This is a genomic window from Hymenobacter aranciens (genome assembly GCF_030580865.1).
GTDB lineage: Bacteria > Bacteroidota > Bacteroidia > Cytophagales > Hymenobacteraceae > Hymenobacter > Hymenobacter aranciens.
Window position 1 is genome coordinate 205,177 of record NZ_JAUQSY010000006.1, and the last position, 15,654, is coordinate 220,830.

16 protein-coding genes are annotated in these 15,654 nt (G+C 62.4%); 8 read left to right on the top strand and 8 right to left on the bottom strand.

The window, feature by feature from the left end; all coding sequences use genetic code 11:
• The first annotated feature begins 55 nt into the window (after window positions 1-55).
• From Q5H93_RS24195 to Q5H93_RS10575, 4 genes are all read left to right on the top strand, one after another.
• On the top strand, window positions 56-472 hold the full coding sequence (locus Q5H93_RS24195; protein WP_369811008.1) for a CsbD family protein: 417 nt from the start codon (window positions 56-58) through the stop codon (window positions 470-472).
• 224 nt (window positions 473-696) lie between these two features.
• Window positions 697-1,050: an MFS transporter gene (locus tag Q5H93_RS10565; protein WP_305006494.1), complete on the top strand. Its 354-nt coding sequence runs from the start codon at window positions 697-699 to the stop codon at window positions 1,048-1,050.
• Window positions 1,051-1,170: 120 nt separating this feature from the next.
• Window positions 1,171-3,687 carry a T9SS type A sorting domain-containing protein gene (locus Q5H93_RS10570; protein ID WP_305006495.1) on the top strand — a complete coding sequence of 839 codons (2,517 nt, stop codon included), beginning with the start codon at window positions 1,171-1,173 and terminating at the stop codon, window positions 3,685-3,687.
• Between the two features lie 324 nt (window positions 3,688-4,011).
• The gene (locus tag Q5H93_RS10575) at window positions 4,012-4,752 is read left to right on the top strand and encodes a hypothetical protein (RefSeq protein WP_305006496.1); all 741 of its coding nucleotides are present in this window, start codon (window positions 4,012-4,014) and stop codon (window positions 4,750-4,752) included.
• Between the two features lie 78 nt (window positions 4,753-4,830).
• Here the strand turns inward: Q5H93_RS10575 and Q5H93_RS10580 are convergent, their stop codons facing one another.
• Both Q5H93_RS10580 and Q5H93_RS10585 read right to left on the bottom strand, forming a co-directional pair.
• The gene (locus Q5H93_RS10580) at window positions 4,831-5,442 is read right to left on the bottom strand and encodes a Uma2 family endonuclease (RefSeq protein ID WP_305006497.1); all 612 of its coding nucleotides are present in this window, start codon (window positions 5,440-5,442) and stop codon (window positions 4,831-4,833) included.
• 48 nt (window positions 5,443-5,490) lie between these two features.
• The gene (locus Q5H93_RS10585; protein WP_305006498.1) at window positions 5,491-6,726 is read right to left on the bottom strand and encodes an NAD(P)-dependent oxidoreductase; all 1,236 of its coding nucleotides are present in this window, start codon (window positions 6,724-6,726) and stop codon (window positions 5,491-5,493) included.
• 161 nt (window positions 6,727-6,887) lie between these two features.
• On the opposite strand from Q5H93_RS10585, the gene gcvP reads away from it, so the two are divergent.
• On the top strand, window positions 6,888-9,797 hold the full coding sequence (gene gcvP / locus Q5H93_RS10590) for an aminomethyl-transferring glycine dehydrogenase (RefSeq protein WP_305006499.1): 2,910 nt from the start codon (window positions 6,888-6,890) through the stop codon (window positions 9,795-9,797).
• Between the two features lie 102 nt (window positions 9,798-9,899).
• Here the strand turns inward: gcvP and Q5H93_RS10595 are convergent, their stop codons facing one another.
• A complete protein-coding gene (locus Q5H93_RS10595) occupies window positions 9,900-10,208 on the bottom strand; it encodes an SH3 domain-containing protein (RefSeq protein WP_305006500.1) in 309 nt (102 codons plus the stop codon).
• 228 nt (window positions 10,209-10,436) lie between these two features.
• Here Q5H93_RS10595 and Q5H93_RS10600 point away from each other — a divergent pair, with 228 nt between their 5' ends.
• Window positions 10,437-11,042, top strand: coding sequence for a DUF4136 domain-containing protein (locus Q5H93_RS10600; RefSeq protein ID WP_305006502.1), 606 nt, complete (start codon window positions 10,437-10,439; stop codon window positions 11,040-11,042).
• A gap of 66 nt (window positions 11,043-11,108) precedes the next feature.
• Window positions 11,109-11,777: a hypothetical protein gene (locus Q5H93_RS10605; protein ID WP_305006503.1), complete on the top strand. Its 669-nt coding sequence runs from the start codon at window positions 11,109-11,111 to the stop codon at window positions 11,775-11,777.
• 58 nt (window positions 11,778-11,835) lie between these two features.
• Here Q5H93_RS10605 and lipA read toward each other — a convergent pair whose 3' ends face one another.
• Complete coding sequence (gene lipA, locus Q5H93_RS10610) at window positions 11,836-12,738, bottom strand: lipoyl synthase (RefSeq protein WP_305006504.1); 903 nt, start codon at window positions 12,736-12,738, stop codon at window positions 11,836-11,838.
• A gap of 198 nt (window positions 12,739-12,936) precedes the next feature.
• Window positions 12,937-13,752 carry a hypothetical protein gene (locus Q5H93_RS10615; protein WP_305006505.1) on the bottom strand — a complete coding sequence of 272 codons (816 nt, stop codon included), beginning with the start codon at window positions 13,750-13,752 and terminating at the stop codon, window positions 12,937-12,939.
• 107 nt (window positions 13,753-13,859) lie between these two features.
• On the opposite strand from Q5H93_RS10615, the gene Q5H93_RS10620 reads away from it, so the two are divergent.
• The gene (locus Q5H93_RS10620; protein ID WP_305006506.1) at window positions 13,860-14,270 is read left to right on the top strand and encodes an OsmC family protein; all 411 of its coding nucleotides are present in this window, start codon (window positions 13,860-13,862) and stop codon (window positions 14,268-14,270) included.
• A 62-nt stretch (window positions 14,271-14,332) separates the two neighbouring features.
• Here Q5H93_RS10620 and ytxJ read toward each other — a convergent pair whose 3' ends face one another.
• The 3 genes from ytxJ to Q5H93_RS10635 all read right to left on the bottom strand — a co-directional run bounded on the left by ytxJ (window position 14,333) and on the right by Q5H93_RS10635 (window position 15,618).
• Window positions 14,333-14,671, bottom strand: a complete 339-nt coding sequence (gene ytxJ / locus Q5H93_RS10625) for a bacillithiol system redox-active protein YtxJ (protein WP_305006507.1) — start codon at window positions 14,669-14,671, stop codon at window positions 14,333-14,335.
• Between the two features lie 124 nt (window positions 14,672-14,795).
• Window positions 14,796-15,134, bottom strand: a complete 339-nt coding sequence (locus Q5H93_RS10630; RefSeq protein WP_305006508.1) for a hypothetical protein — start codon at window positions 15,132-15,134, stop codon at window positions 14,796-14,798.
• Window positions 15,088-15,618: a hypothetical protein gene (locus tag Q5H93_RS10635; protein ID WP_305006509.1), complete on the bottom strand. Its 531-nt coding sequence runs from the start codon at window positions 15,616-15,618 to the stop codon at window positions 15,088-15,090. The genes Q5H93_RS10630 and Q5H93_RS10635 overlap by 47 nt, the downstream gene beginning before the upstream one ends.
• Window positions 15,619-15,654 lie beyond the last annotated feature (36 nt).

The following is a 15,654-nucleotide window of genomic DNA, read 5'->3' on the forward strand; positions in this document are numbered from 1 at the left end:
TTGCGTACAATGCTCCACGAGTTCTTTCTTTCCACAAAATTCCCCCTTTTCACTCATGGACGTTAACCAGAATAACATCAACGACAGCACCGAACTGCGCGCTCGCGGCAACTGGAATGACCTCAAAGGCCAGGCCAAGCAGAAATGGGCCCAGCTCACCGACGACGACCTGACCTACGACGAAGGCCGTCAGGACGAATGGTTTGGCCGCCTGCAGCAGAAAACCGGCGAAACGATGGACAACATCAAAAACTGGTTCAACGAAAAAGTGAACCCCGACGCCAGCACTGAGCTCAAAGCCCGCGGCAACTGGAACCAGGTGAAAGGCGAGGCCAAGCAGAAGTGGGGCCAGCTCACCGACGACGACCTCGACTACGAAGACGGCAAGCAGGACGAGTGGTTCGGCCGCCTGCAGGAGAAAACCGGCCACACCATCGACGACATCAAAGGCTGGTTTAACCGCACTTTCTAGAGCGTTAAACCGCTGATACAAAACGAGCCGCTTCACCGAAGCGGCTCGTTTTGTTTTGTCCTTCGCTTTCTGCTCTGCCGTCGGCATCATCCGTGTATCGAAGCAAGCCGACATTTCAAGCCCGGCTTTGTTATAGAACCCACGCACAAGCAACAGTTAAATAACCTACCTTAGCGCGCCCACGGCAGGAGCACAGCTTTGGAGTTGCCACTGCCTCGCTTACCATGACCGCCGACGAACAGCACAGCCGGCTGCTAACGGCTTTCGCCCTCGGCAACGCGCTGATGTGCCTGCTGGTGGCCCAGAACCTGAGCTGGCCCTCGTTCATTGCGCTGCTGCTGATTAACTTCTTCTTCAGCCTCATGTTCCCCACTATCTTTTCGCTGGGCATTAAAGACCCGGGCCGGCACACGCCGCAGGCCTCGTCCATCCTGGTGATGGCCGTGGCGGGCGGGGCGGTATTTCCCTACCTCATGGGCAAGGTGGCCAACCACGACGTGGGCGCGGCCTACTACCTGCCCATTATCTGCTACGCCTTCATTGCCCTGTTTGGGGCGCGGCTGTACCGGGTGCGGTAGCCGGCCGAACAATGCGTGAAACCGGCTGCTTCGGGCGAAGCAGCCGGTTTTTTTGTGCCCGACGGCGGGCACTACGGACTTATTCTTGCTTAGGGCTCAGCGCATTCAATTTCTTCGCATATGCAGGCAAAATCCTTACTCCACCTCGCTACTGCCGTTCTGCTGCTGACGGGCGCCCGGGCGGCGCAGGCCCAGGGCCCCACCATCGACCCCACGTTTCAGCGCACGACCGTGTATGCGCCGGCCATTGTGCGCCAGCTCCTGCAGCAGCCCGATGGCCGGCGCGTGGTGCTGAGCAACAGCACCCGGGCCGGCCGGATACCCGCCGGGCAGGTCCTGTGCCTGCAGGCCAACAGCAACCAGCCCGACTCGGTATTCACCAGCAACGTGCGCGGCCTGCACGGCTGGGTGAGCTACCTGAAGCTGCTGCCGGGCGGCAAGGTGTTGCTGGTGGGGTACGACAGCCTCCGCCTGGGGGCCGTGCGCCGGCAGTACCTGCTGCGCCTCAATGCCGACGGCACTCCCGATGCGGGCTTCGATGCGCAGCTGACCAATATTAGTGCGGGTGCGGGCCAGGTGCTGAGCCAGCCCGACGGCAAGCTGGTGCTCACGGGCTACTACGGCTTTGCCGATGGCAGCAGCGCGGGGCCGCTGCTACGGCTGCTGGCCGACGGCCGCCGCGACGCGGCCTTTCAGGCCAACGCGCCCAGCCTGAGCTTTCCGGGGCCCAATGCGCTGGCGCTGCAGCCCGATGGCAAGCTGCTGCTGACCGGGCGCTTTGGGCAGCAGGGGGTGCTGCGGCTGCTGCCCACCGGCGCCCCCGACCCCACGTTTGCGGCGCCCGCGCTGGCCCAGCCCGCCGAGGTGGGTGCCAACATTGCAGTGCAGCCCGACGGGCGCATCCTAGTGCTCAACAGCAACCCCAGCGTGGGGGGCGCCTTTCCGGTGGTGCGGCTCCTGCCCACGGGGGCCGGGGATGCGTCGTTCCAGTCGGCGCTGCGGTTCTACGCGGGTGCCTCGATGGTTAGCTCGACGCTGAATGTGCAGGCCGACGGCCGGGTGCTGGTGCACGCCTCGCAGCCGCCGGTGGGCGGGCAGTATGGCCCAATGCTGCTGCGCCTGAATGCCGATGGCAGCCCCGACCCCAGCTTTGTGCCCGCGGTGGGCAACACGTCCGTCAACGGGCTGCAGCTGCTGCCCTCGGGACAGCTGCTGCTCACGGTGGCCGATACCAGTCCGGCGGCATCGGCGCGCGGCGTGGTGCTGCTGAACGCCGACGGTACCCGCGATACCAGCCTGGTGCCGGCGCTGTTTGTGCCGGGCCAGGTGAATGACGTGGTGCGCCTGCCCGACGGCCGCTACGTGGTGGGCGGCAACTTTCTGGAGATAAACGGCGTGCCTACCCCCTACCTGGCCCGCCTGAGCGCCACGGGCGTGCCCGAGCCCGGCTTCCCGGCGGCCCCGCCCGACGACGTGGTGCACAGCGTGCTGCCGCAGCCCGACGGCAGGCTGCTGCTGGGCGGCTACTTCGGGCACCTGGGCGGCACCGCGCGGGCTGTCATCGGCCGGCTGCTGCCCACGGGCGCCGTCGATGCGGGCTTTGCCCCGCCCTTCGTGGCGGCGCCCACCTACCGGATGTTCGACGAGCGCCGCCGCCTGGCTTTGCTGCCCGACGGCCGCATCCTGCTGACCGGGGCCACCCGCCTGGCCGGCGCCACTGCCAACGACAATGTGCTGCGCCTGCTGGATGGCCGCACCGGGCAGCCCGACCTGAGCATTCCGGACTACCAGGCCACCGACGTGCTGGTGCAGCCCAACGGCCTGCCGGTGGTGGCGGGCTTCTACCCCTCCGCCAACCCCTACATCGGGGCCGTGGTGTTCCGGCTGCTGGCCACCGGGCAGCCCGACCCCAGCTTTACGACGATGGTGGGCACGCGCAGCCTGTATGGGGGCGGCCCCTACGTCGAAAACCTGGCCCAGGACAGCACGGGGCAGCTTTTCTGCACCGGCTACTACACTTCCGATACGTCCTTGCCCTCGCCTTACGCCCACCTGTATAAGCTGACGCCGGATGGCATGCAAACGGCCATGACGAGCCACGACGGCTTCCGGTTTGCCAGCAGCGTGGCCGTGCAGGCCCTGGGCCAGGTGCTGGTAGCGGCCGACCTGACAACGCCCCTGGCTGGCTTCGGCCTGAGCCGGCGGCTGCCCGACCTCCGCCCCGACCCCAGCTTTGCGGCAGCCAACGGCCCGGCCGGGTCCCAGCAGGTGCGGCGCCTGCTGGTGCAGCCCGATGGGGCCGTGATGGTGGCGGGCAGCTTTGTGAGCGTGGGCGGCCAGCCCATTGGCGGGCTGACCCGGCTGCTGGCCCCGGCCGTGTTGCGCACCGGCATGGCGGCAGCCACCCCCGCCACCCTGGCCTGGCCGGTGCCCGCTCGCGGGCAGCTGCACCTGTCGCTGGATGCCGCCGCCCGCCCCAGCCGCGTCGAGCTGCTCGATGCGCTGGGCCGCCCGGTGCTGCGCCAGCCCGCCACGGCCGAGCTCACGCTGGATATTTCTGCGCTGCCCGCCGGCACCTATGTGCTGCGCGTGCACTACGCCAGCGGGCCGGTGGCGCGGCGCGTGCTGGTGGAATAACTAAGCGCAAAACGCCCGTGTAGGTGCTTGCAGGGGGCGGCCGGGGTTCCGGCCGCCCCCTGCAAGCACCTGCACGGCCCTGCCGGAATTCCGGCCGCCCCCTGCAAGCACCTACACGGCCTTGCCGGAACTCCGGCCGCCCCTTGCGAGCACCTACACGGCCTTGCCGGAACTCCGGCAGGGCCGTGTAGGTACAGGGCATTTTAGCCGGCATTTTAGGGGATATAGCAAAACGTGGTCAGTCACTTAGGCAGGAAGTAAAATTTTTGTTTTTTGCCAAAAATTACCTACCTAGCATGAAATTCACTCCTCACCCATTGCCTTATGTTGTTTCAACCCCTCTACCGCTCCCCGGATGCGGAACCCAGCGGTGCCGACGATGCTCCCAAGCCGAAAAGCCGCGCCAAAAGCTACCTCCCCGAAGGCCAGGTAGCCCTGGCGGCCCTGGGCCTGGCCGTGGCCCCCAAGTATGCCGCCGACGTGGCCGCCCTGCCCGGCTTCGGCCTCATCTGGACCAAGCCCGATGACCTGAGCGCCCTGGCCACCGACACCCACGCCAAGGTGGGCGAGGCCGGCAGCACGCAGGCCAACCGCACCCCCAATGCCGAGGCTATCGACAAGCTCGATGCGGAAATAATGCAGCGCCTGGGCAACGTGCGCAACTACCTCGAAGGCGCCTACGAAGACGAAAACGACGAAATAGTGCGCGGCTACCTGGCCCAGCTGGGCTTCAAGCTGCAATACGGCAGCTACATGTTTCCGCGGGGCCAGGACGACCGCCTGGCCGCCCTCGACCAGCTGCTGCTGGGCCTCGTCAAGCACGGCATCGGCGGCAAGAAATATGGCCTCGCGTACTGGACCGACATGCGCCAACGGTATAGCCAGGCCCTGACGACGGCCGGCAACGACAGCGGCACGGTATCAACGGTGGTGGACCGGAAAAACGAGCTGCTCGACCAGCTCCGTGAAATTCTCACTGGCATTTATTACCTCTTGCGGGCCCAGTTTCCCAAAAGCTGGAAAGCCAAGCTGCGCGCCTACGGCTTCCAGGAAGAAGGCTATTGAGCGCACCGGAGCACGAAGCCCAAAAAGCCCGTCCGGAGTCCCGGGCGGGCTTTTTGGGCTTTGCCTGGCATCCGGCGGCTACCCGCCCGACGGCCCCTCGTCGAACACCTCGCGCCAGTCGATAGTCAGCCCGGGCAACGTCGCCACGGGCATCAGCCCGGGCTCGGCGTACTCGCCCGAGGGCTGGTATTCCCCCGCTTCGTCAAGCTGATACGTCTGGATGGTCTGCAGCCCTGGGATGACAATCCAGTACTCGCGCACGCCGTTCTCCTCGTAGAGGTCGAACTTGGTTTTGGTGTCGCGGCTGGTGTTGCCGGGCGAGAGGATTTCGATAATCCAGTCGGGCGCGCCGAGGCAGCCACGCTCGTCCAGCTTGCCGGGGTCGCACACCACGAAAATATCCGGCTGCACCACCGTGCGGATTTGGGCGTCGCCGTTGCCGGTGCTACGAGTGAGGCGCACATCAAGTGGCGCATGAAACATCCGACACCGACTTCCCCGCAAAAAACTTAGAATTGACAACTCCAGTCGCTGCGACAATTCCTGGTGCCGTACGCTAGGCCCTGCCATCGGCCGCATCAGCTTGCCTTTAATGAGTTCTACGAACTCATTAAACTGCCAGGACAGATAGTCGGCATACGAATACGTTCCGTTCGGGTCGAGCTGCGAAAGCGAGGTGATGGGAGTCATAAAGTCGCAACAAAGTGGTTTCTGTAAAAATACGTTGGCCGTATAGTTTTAATCCGCCACGTAGTCACTCAGGTACGCATACCGTTCCGTCAGCTTCCCGTCCTTGGCAATCGTAGCCCGCGCAATCACGCCCTCCGTATCGTCGCCCAGCAAGTGCGGGAATACATTGTCCAGCAATTGCCGGCCGAAGTCGCGCGAGGCGTTGCGCGGCAGCTCGCAGGGCAGGTTGTCCACGGCCATCACCGTGAGGGTGTGGGGGCCGGAGTAGGGCGGCATGGGCTGCCCGGTGGCCGGGTCGTAGTCGAAGGCCGGGTCGGCGATGGTCGTGGCCTTGTGCGTGACCGGAATCGAGCCGTCGATGTCGCAGGTGACGTCGGCGATGGTGTTGATTTTAAAATCGGCCCGCTGCGTGTCGCTTTCCTCAAACAAGCGCGGAGCCGCGGGGTGCCAGTAGGCGCAGGCAATCAGCAAATCGGTAACCGGCAGAAACTGCCCGAAGCTCGACTCGTACGCCGCCGGCTCGGCGTGGAAGTTGGCCGTGTCCCACACCCGGCCATCGCGGCGGCGGTTATAGTCGGAGCTGCGCAGCTGCGTGTACACCGGCTCGTTGAACGTGAGGTACAGATAGTCGTACACGCTCACTTTTTTAATTCCCATCAGGTCGAGCACCTCCAGGGCGCCCTGCGCCACCCGGCCCGAGCCCGTGACGGCAATCTTGATGGGCGGCAGCTTTTTCACCTTGAAAAACTCCTCCTGCATGTCCTCCATGTCCACGCACTGCCAAGCCGGCTTCAGCTCGTACAGGCCGTGCTTGCGGCCGTAGGTAAGCAGGCCGTTGTAGGCCCCCACAATGCCCGCCCAGTGCCCAAAGGCCACGATGCGCTCGCCGCGGGCGTTGGTCAGCATCTCGTAGTCGATGAGGGTGATGTTTTTGGCCAGCACCTGCCGCAGCAGCTCGCGGTTGGCGGGCTGCTTTTTCACGGTGTGCGAGAAAAACAGGTACGTCTTGTTCGGAATCAGCTGGCCCACGGGCACTTCCTTCACACCCATCAGGATGTCGCAGTCGGCCACCTCGGGCTGCACCACGATGCCCATGTCGCGGTACTCCTGGTCGCTGAAGCTGCGGATGGGGCTTTCCTGCACCGCCAGCTGCAGGCCGGGATAGGCGCTGAGGAGCTCGGCGCACTTCTTGGGCGTGAGGGGCACGCGCTTGTCGGGTGGGGTTTTGCCTTCGCGGATGAGGCCGATTTTGGGCAGCGGGGTGGGATTTTTGGAGATGGACATGCGAGAAAGAATCGGCCGCACTGGGCCAGCAATTTTGCCACAAAGCTACACCTTTACCCGGCCGGAGCCGGCCATTTTGGGGCTACCTTTGTAAGTGGAAATCCCACCCATTCCCGGTTTCCACGTCCCCAAGTCATCAAGGCCTCAAGACCCTCAAACCCATGAAACTCGCTTCCGTCGACGTTTTTGAACACCGCCACAATGCTCCCTCGGCCGAATCGGTAGCCGCCATGCTGCGCACCATCGGCGTCGATTCCATTGAGCAGCTGATTGCCGAAACTGTGCCGGCCAGCATCCGCCTGCAGAAGAAGCTCGACCTGCCCGCTGCCCTCACGGAGCGGGCTTTTCTGGCGAAGTTCAAGCAGATTGCCAGCCAGAACAAGGTCTATAAAAGCTACATCGGCCTGGGCTACCACGACACCACCCTGCCCCCGGTGGTGCAGCGCAACATCCTCGAAAACCCCGGCTGGTACACCGCCTACACGCCCTACCAGGCCGAAATTGCCCAGGGCCGCCTCGAAGCCCTGATTAACTACCAGACGGTCGTCATCGACCTCACCGGCCTCGAAATTGCCAACGCCAGCCTGCTCGACGAGGGCACCGCCGCCGCCGAGGCCATGCACATGCTGCATTCGCAAACCAAGAAGAAGAACGCCAACAAGTTCTTCGTCTCCAGTCAGGTGCTGCCCCAGACCATCGACCTGCTGCACACCCGCGCCACACCGGTGGGCATCGAGCTGGTGGTGGGCGACCACCGCGAGGCAGACCTGAGCGCCGAGGGCTTCTTCGGGGCCATCGTGCAATACCCCGGGGCCGACGGCGAAGTGTTCGACTACCAGGAATTTGTGGATAAAGCCCACGCCAGCGACGTGTTCGTGGTGATGGCTGCCGACCTGCTGGCCCTCACGCTGCTCAAGTCGCCGGGCGAGCTTGGCGCCGACGTGTGCGTGGGCAACTCCCAGCGCTTCGGCGTGCCAATGGGCTACGGCGGGCCGCACGCCGGCTTCTTCTCCTGCCGCGAGCAGTTCAAGCGCGTTATCCCCGGCCGCCTCATCGGCCAGAGCGTGGACGCGGCCGGCAACAAGGCCTACCGCATGGCCCTGCAAACCCGCGAGCAGCACATCCGCCGCGAAAAAGCCACCTCGAACATCTGCACCGCCCAGGTGCTGCTAAGCGTGCTGGCCGGCATGTATGCCGTGTACCACGGCCCGCAGCGCCTCAAGCAGTTCGCTGAAAATATCCACGTACTCGCTCAAACGCTGGAAGCCGCCCTGCATAAGCTAGGCGTGGAGCAGCACAACGCCCATTACTTCGACACCCTGCACCTGCGCCTCGAAAGCCAGGAAATGCAGCAGGCCCTGAAAGCCGAGGCCGAAGCCCGCGGCATCAACTTCCGCTACTACGACGAAGTCCACGTTGGCATCTCACTGAACCAGAACACCGAGGAGCACGACGTAGCCGACATCGTGGACGTGTTCGCCAAAGTGCTGGGCAAGGAAGCTGAGCAGACGCTGGCGCTGGAAAATGTGGAGGCGAAATTCCCTGCCGGCCTGGCCCGCAGCAGCGAATACCTCACGCACCCGGTGTTCAACACCCACCACGCCGAGCACGAGATGCTGCGTTACATGAAGCAGCTCGAAAACAAGGACCTGAGCCTGGCGCACAGCATGATTCCGCTGGGCTCCTGCACCATGAAGCTCAACGCCACGGCCGAGATGATTCCGGTGACCTGGCCCGAAATCGGCCAGCTCCACCCCTTCGCGCCCCTCGACCAGGCCAAGGGCTACGAAGTCATTTTCCGCGACCTGCAAGCCTGGCTCTGCGAGGTGACGGGCTTCGCCGCCGTCAGCCTGCAGCCCAACTCCGGCGCCAACGGCGAGTACGCCGGCCTGCTGGCCATCAAGGGCTACCACGAGGCCCGCGGCGACCACCACCGCACCGTGTCGCTCATCCCCGCCTCGGCCCACGGCACCAACCCCGCGTCGGCCGTGATGGCGGGCATGGAAGTGGTGGTGGTGAAAAGCACCGAGGAAGGCAACATCGACGTGCAGGACTTGCGCGAGAAAGCCGCCAAATACGCCGACCGCCTGAGCTGCCTGATGGTTACGTATCCTTCGACGCACGGCGTGTACGAGGAAACCATCATCGAAATCTGCGAGCTGATTCACCAGCACGGCGGCCGCGTGTACATGGACGGCGCCAACATGAATGCCCAGGTGGGCCTCACCTCGCCCGCCACCATCGGCGCCGACGTGTGCCACCTCAACCTGCACAAAACCTTCTGCATCCCGCACGGCGGCGGCGGCCCCGGCATCGGCCCCATCGGCGTGGTGGAGGACCTCGCCCCCTACCTGCCCGGCCACGCCGTGGTGCCAGTGGAGGGTCGTCCGGCCGGGGCCGTTTCGGCCGCGCCCTGGGGCTCGGCCAGCATCCTGCCCATCAGCTACGCCTACATCAGCATGATGGGCGGCGAGGGCCTGCAGCGCGCCACCGAAATGGCCATCCTGAACGCCAACTACATCAAGGCCCGCCTCGAAGCGCACTACCCGGTGCTCTACACCGGCAGCCACGGCCGCTGCGCCCACGAGATGATTCTCGACTGCCGCCAGTTCAAGAAGTTTGGCATCGAAGTAGAGGACATCGCCAAGCGCCTCATGGACTACGGCTTCCACGCCCCCACCGTGAGTTTCCCGGTGGCCGGCACCCTGATGGTGGAGCCTACCGAAAGCGAAAGCAAAGCCGAACTCGACCGCTTCATCGACGCCATGATTTCGATTCGGAAAGAAATTGCCGACGTGGAATCGGGCAAAGCCGACGCCAAGGAAAACGTGCTCAAGCACGCCCCGCACACCGCCGCCACCGTGCTCGTGCACGAGTGGACACGCCCCTACTCGCGCGAGCAGGCCGTGTACCCGCTGGAGTACGTGCGCGCCGCCAAGTTCTGGCCCAGCGTCAGCCGCATCGACTCGGCCTTCGGCGACCGTAACCTCATCTGCGCCTGCACGCCCATCGAGGCGTATGCCGACCAGGAGGAGGAGTTGGTAGCAACGGATAAAGGACCGTCGTACTAGGAAGTTAAAAGTTAAGAGTTAGAAGTTAAAACGCGGCCCCGCTTCTATTCAGAGGCGGGGCCGCGTTTTAACTTCTAACTCTTAACTTTTAACTTCCTAAGCTCACTTACTGCCACGCATTCCAAAACACCTTCTATCCATATAACCTGTCACGGTCTGGCCGTCCTTGTCCAGCCGCACGCGCACGAAGTAGGCGTTGATGGTGTCGGTGACCTGCACCTCCTTGCCGTTGGTCATCTGGGCCAGGACGGTGGATTTTTTGGTCATGCCGTCGAGCACGGGGCAGTCCACGATGGTGTTGTGGGCGACGGGCGTGCGGTCGGTGGTGGCGGTGTTCATGCGCTCGTCGCGGGCGGCGGAGCAGGCGGCCAGTAGGCCGGTAGCAAGCAGGAGTAAAGCTGTTTTCTTCATTGACGGGCAAGATGGGACTATTTGCGCCGGGAAGGTAAATAAATTTCGGGGACTGCCGCATCTGGCTCATCGATTAGGATGAGAGGCATGTCGGGGAAAGTAGTCGGCATGCCTACTTTTTTGAACGTGGGGCGAGCTTTATTCGTTAATATCCCAGCCCGCAAAAGCACTTTTTGCCAAGCAGAACTGTGCCAATTGGGCTTCTCCCTTCACTTCGTTTTTTTCGACATGAACCGCATTCTCAATTTTCTGGCCCGTCCGCTGGCTGTAGCCGCCGTGGGCCTCGCGCTGAGCTTCGGCGTCAGCAGCTGCGCTACCACGTCCGGCGTGGGCGTCACCAGCGACTTCGACCACGCCGTCAATTTCCGGGCCTACAAAACCTGGGCCTGGTACCCGCAGCAAGCCACCGACGTGGAAGGTGGTCCCTCCAATGGCCGCTACGAGTCGTTCCTCGACCAGCGCCTGCGCAACGCCGTGGCGCGCGAAATGGCCGCCAAGGGCCTGACCGAAGTCACCAAAAGCCCTGATGTGTACGTGGCCTACAGCGCCCGCGTGGAAGACAAGCAGCAGGTATCGCCCTACTACAATGGCCTGGGCTACCCCTACGGCTATGGCTACGGTTTTTACGGCCGCGGCGCTTACCAGCCGGTGTATAACTACAAAGCTGGTACCGTGGTCATTGATATTGTGGATGCCCGCCGCAAGGAGCTGGCCTGGCGTGGCACCGGTCAGGCCCAGCTCGACCAGAACACCATCAGCGAGGAAGAATCCGGCCGCATCGTGAACAGTATTCTGGGCGCCTACCCGCCTACTGATAATGCGGCCCGCCGGTAGTTCTTGGCTAGCGTTTGCCACTCATTGCCCCGAAAAAGTCTCTTCTTTGCCGAAGAGACTTTTTTTATGCGCAAAATTCAGGGTTCCTTACATCTGATTATCGGCCTGTTGCTGGCCGTAGGCCTGGGAGGATGCCAAACGGTTTTTCAAGGCCTGTATGGCATCCGCGGGCTGCGGCCGGTGTCGGCCACCGAGTTGTCGAAACTAGCGGAGAGTTACGGCATAGCCCCCGACCAGGCCTGCGTACTTGATACCAGCTACCGGCAGTTTCTGGCCCACTGGCTGGGCCGCGATGTGGAAACTGCCAAAAACCATTATCAGCCGCTACAAGCATCTTATTACGACCAGACCGGACAGCTTAAGATATTTTATATCAACTGCTACGCCGGCGGCTTCCCCAACCTGAGCTGGAACGGCACCGGCGGCCTCCAGCAGTTTCCGCCCGCGCCGCAGGCGCTGGCCGACACGGTGCTGCCGCTGCCAACCTACCTGCGCTATTTGCGCCAGACTGATGGCCAGCCTTTACCTGCACTACCGGCCGCCGACTATACCGTGGTGGTGCAGTGGAGCCGCTTCATGGGCCGGCAAAGCCGCCGCTTCATAAAAGCGGTGCAGCAGAATGCCGCGCTGGCCCAGCCCGGCCAGTCGGTGCGGCTGCTATTCGTGAACAACGACAACCTACAGCTGTACCTGGCCGAGCGGCAGGAACGCTGGGAAAAACAGGCTCACCACTAAGCAAAAAGCCCGGCTGCGGATGCAGCCGGGCCTTCCCGATTATTCTTAGTAAACCAGCTTATACCGGCACATTCACGTGGCGCTCGGCGTGATAGGAGCTGCGCACCAGCGGGCCGCTTTCCACGTATTTCAGGCCGCGCTTGAGGCCTTCTTCCTTGTAGTGCGCGAACTGGTCAGGAGTAATGAACTCGGCTACTTCGAGGTGGCGCTTGGTGGGCTGCAGGTATTGGCCTAGGGTGAGGATGTCGAGGCCGTTGGCCACGAGGTCGTCCATGGCCTGGTAGAGCTCGTCGGGCTTCTCGCCCAGGCCCAGCATGATGCCCGATTTGGTGCGGTGTCCGGCCGTTTTGGTGCGACGAATTTGCTCCAGGCTGCGGTCGTACTTGGCTTGCGGGCGCACCAGGCGGTAGAGGCTGCCCACGGTTTCCATGTTGTGCGAAATCACTTCCTGGCCGCCCGAAATCATCACCTCCAGCGCGTCCCAGTTGGCTTTCACGTCGGGAATGAGGGTTTCGATGGTCGTTTCGGGGCTGAGCTGCTTGGTGAGTACCACGGTTTCGCGCCACACGCTGGCGCCGCGGTCTTTCAGCTCGTCGCGGTTCACGCTGGTGAGCACCGCGTGCTTCACTTTCATAAGCTTGATGGCCTCGGCCACGCGGCGGGGCTCGTCGAGGTCATACTCGGTGGGGCGACCGGTGGCCACGGCGCAAAACGAGCACGAGCGAGTGCAGATGTTGCCCAGAATCATGAACGTAGCCGTGCCGGCGCCCCAGCACTCGCCCATGTTGGGGCAGTTACCGCTTTCGCAGATGGTGTGCAGCTTGTGCTCGTCCACGAGGCGGCGCACGGCGGCGTATTCCTCGCCCACGGGCAGCTTCACGCGCAGCCAGTCGGGCTTGCGGGGGCGGGCGGGGGCCGGCGGGGCCGTTTGGGGCTGGTTGAGTATTGGCAGGTCAATCATTTGATTAATTAACAATTGGCAATTAACAATGAGCAATTAACAGGGCGTCATTTCAGGTTGAAACAACTCCGGCTCATTTTCGCACAGAGGATAGGATAACAAAATTAACGAACAAATAGCCGGCCGTTTTCACCAAAAGCAAATGTCAACTGCTCATTAGCTAAACGCTGACCTTCGGTTGTTAATTGTTCATTGCTTCTAAGAGCGTTGGCCGAAATACAGCGTGAGGTACACCGAGGGAAAGAACTTGCGGTTCAGCTGCTCGTCGTCGGTCACGTCGGTGGTTTTGAAGATGACCATGCGCTTGGAATAGGCCTCCATCAGGAAGCCCACCTCCACGCCGGTCACGGCGTCACGGTAGCGGCCGTATTCGAAGCTGAGGCCACCGCGCAGGTGAAATCCGGGCACCACCTGCGTGCCGCCGATGCCGCTGAAGAGCGGCGCCCGGTCCAGAATGGCATTCTGCTCGGTATGGATGGCGGGGTCGTAAGCCTCGTTGGCGATGTCGTCGGTGTTGTACACCACCGAGCCGCCGTTTTGCGCCAGCGTGTAGTCGTAGGTGATGTAGTAGGGCATGAGCAGCCCGATGCTGGGCCCGGCGCTGAGCAGGCCATTCACCTGCACCCCGGCATCGGCCGCCTTCCGAAACAGGATGCGCTGAAACCCGAACGACGGGCGTAGCGAAAAGGCATAATTGGCTTTGAATGGCGTATATACACCGAGACCGGTTTGTCGCTGCTCCTCTTTTTTGTTTTTGAGCATCACACCCTCAATGCTCCAGAAGCGCAGCAGCCGCTCGTCGAGCATGCGGGCCGAGCGCACCGCTACGCCGCCAATGAGGCCGGCCTGGGTGTTGAAATTCACCCCGTATACAAACTCCTTTTTGTAGGATTGCTCGTCGGAAGGGGCACTGGGCAGGGGCGCGGCCAGGCGGGTCTGGGCCTGCGCAGCGTGGGCTCCCAGGCCGATGGCAACCACCAATATTCCCCAAAAACAGCGTGATGTCAGCAGCATAAGGCAAGGATAATTGTAGGCCAAACCCCACCGAGCGGTGGCCTGTTCCGAAAGTACGTAATTTCGCTTACGCACACTTCTGCGCGTAAAGGTAACCACCTGACTCCATGAATACCGCCACCGCTCACTACCTCGGCCAGCTTCGCACCGAAGTCACCCACCTGGCCTCCGGCACGGTCATCCAGACCGACGCCCCCACCGACAACCACGGCCGCGGCGAAGCCTTCTCGCCCACCGACTTAGTGTGCGTGGCCCTGGGCTCCTGCATCGTCACCACCATGGGCATCGTGGCCCAGCGGCACGAGCTGGCCCTCGAAGGCAGCTCCTATGCCGTGACCAAGCACATGAGCACCGACGCCCCGCGCCGCATCGTGCAGATTGACGTGACTGTGCAGCTACCCGCAGCCCTCGCCCCCGCCGACCGCGCCCTGATGGAGCGCACCGCCCATTCCTGCCCGGTGGCGCTGAGCTTACACCCCGAGGTGAAGCAGAATCTAGTGTTTGAGTACAGTTTTTAATGGTTAATAATTAGTGGTTAGTCAGTGTCGTTCAAAGAACGACACTGACTAACCACTAATTATTAACCATTGATAACCTCTTTCACCTCGCGCAGCTGAATGCCCATGTGCGAGGCATCATAAGTGCATTCGCCACCCTGAATGAGCAGTAGCTGCGGCGACTCGTGGTGGACGCTGAACTGCTGGGCAATCTGGGCGGAAATGGGGCGAAAGCGCAGCAGGTCGAGGTAGTATATCGTCGTGTCGGCGAGGCCGCTGTCGGCCCACTGGCGCTCGATTTTGGCCTTGGCCATGGCACTGATGGAGCAAGTGGTGCTGTGCTTGAAAATCAGCACCGGGTGCTCGTGCGATTCCTGGGCAATAGCCGTAAGCTGCTCGGGGGTGGTGAGGGGGAGCCACATAGGTTTAGTAGTAAGTAATGAGTGTGGAGTAGTGAGTGTCAATTACTGAATAGTGAAGCCGAAGAACGCATTATTGTACCCGGTATTCACTACTTAGTACTCACTACCCAATACTTCATACACGCTACTTCTTCTCCGGGTTTCTTTTGCGGCGGCGGGCTTCGCCGTTGCTTTCCTTGCCGGCGATGGTTTTCACGGTTTTATAGTCCGTCTTTCCGCCGTCGGCGCCCACTGCCTGGGGCTCGCTGGCGCCACGCTTGAGGCGGTTTTTGGGCACGGCGAGGTGCGTATCCTTGTAGGGTGTGTCGGCTTTGCGGGCTTCGCGCAGGGCCTTGCGGTTGGCGGCCTTCACCTTGGCGGGCCCGGCGTGGCTAATCTGGGCCAGGGCGGGGTACGCCGCGCCCACCAGCAACAGACTAAGGACCAGTATCGGGAGCAGGCTGCTCAGTTGGGTTGCTTTCATCGGTCGGGGTGGGATTTGGTTCGGACTTGCGCTTCTTGCTGCCGCGTTTGCGGAAGATGTTTTTGAAGCGCTGCCACGCAGAAGGTTTCGAGACTTTGTGTAGCGGCTTGGGGCGGCTCAGCTTACTCTTCTTCACCAGCCCCTGGCTGTTATACTTCACTTTAGCCACCGTGGGCTGCTTTTTGGCGGTTTCGTCGGGAGTTTTGGCGGCGTTGTCGTCAGAGGCAAAGTCCGTAGGCGTGGAGGCTTCGGTGCTGCCTTCGGGAGCGGCTTCGGCCTTCTTCTTTTTGGCGGCGTCCTTGGCTCCGGCGGCAGCGTTTTTCTTTTTTTCCTTGTCGGCTTTCAGCTTGGCCTTGTACTCGGCCGACATCGGCGGCGTGGGAATGCGGTAGGGGTGAAAAATCCGGTTGTACACCGCACAGCTATCCAGCCCGGCCAGCAGCAGGAGCAGGAATAGCGGGCGGAGGAATAGCGCGTTTTTCACGTTAAGCAAGGCAAAATCAGGCAGCGGGGTACGAAG

Excerpts from the sequence above, each read along its gene's own strand:
- Q5H93_RS24195 (WP_369811008.1), top strand. The coding sequence starts at position 56 with ATGGACGTTAACCAGAATAACATCAACGACAGCACCGAACTGCGCGCT.
- Q5H93_RS10565 (WP_305006494.1), top strand. The coding sequence starts at position 697 with ATGACCGCCGACGAACAGCACAGCCGGCTGCTAACGGCTTTCGCCCTC.
- Q5H93_RS10570 (WP_305006495.1), top strand. The coding sequence starts at position 1,171 with ATGCAGGCAAAATCCTTACTCCACCTCGCTACTGCCGTTCTGCTGCTG.
- Q5H93_RS10575 (WP_305006496.1), top strand. The coding sequence starts at position 4,012 with ATGTTGTTTCAACCCCTCTACCGCTCCCCGGATGCGGAACCCAGCGGT.
- Q5H93_RS10580 (WP_305006497.1), bottom strand. The coding sequence starts at position 5,442 with ATGACTCCCATCACCTCGCTTTCGCAGCTCGACCCGAACGGAACGTAT.
- Q5H93_RS10585 (WP_305006498.1), bottom strand. The coding sequence starts at position 6,726 with ATGTCCATCTCCAAAAATCCCACCCCGCTGCCCAAAATCGGCCTCATC.
- gcvP (WP_305006499.1), top strand. The coding sequence starts at position 6,888 with ATGAAACTCGCTTCCGTCGACGTTTTTGAACACCGCCACAATGCTCCC.
- Q5H93_RS10595 (WP_305006500.1), bottom strand. The coding sequence starts at position 10,208 with ATGAAGAAAACAGCTTTACTCCTGCTTGCTACCGGCCTACTGGCCGCC.
- Q5H93_RS10600 (WP_305006502.1), top strand. The coding sequence starts at position 10,437 with ATGAACCGCATTCTCAATTTTCTGGCCCGTCCGCTGGCTGTAGCCGCC.
- Q5H93_RS10605 (WP_305006503.1), top strand. The coding sequence starts at position 11,109 with ATGCGCAAAATTCAGGGTTCCTTACATCTGATTATCGGCCTGTTGCTG.
- lipA (WP_305006504.1), bottom strand. The coding sequence starts at position 12,738 with ATGATTGACCTGCCAATACTCAACCAGCCCCAAACGGCCCCGCCGGCC.
- Q5H93_RS10615 (WP_305006505.1), bottom strand. The coding sequence starts at position 13,752 with ATGCTGCTGACATCACGCTGTTTTTGGGGAATATTGGTGGTTGCCATC.
- Q5H93_RS10620 (WP_305006506.1), top strand. The coding sequence starts at position 13,860 with ATGAATACCGCCACCGCTCACTACCTCGGCCAGCTTCGCACCGAAGTC.
- ytxJ (WP_305006507.1), bottom strand. The coding sequence starts at position 14,671 with ATGTGGCTCCCCCTCACCACCCCCGAGCAGCTTACGGCTATTGCCCAG.
- Q5H93_RS10630 (WP_305006508.1), bottom strand. The coding sequence starts at position 15,134 with ATGAAAGCAACCCAACTGAGCAGCCTGCTCCCGATACTGGTCCTTAGT.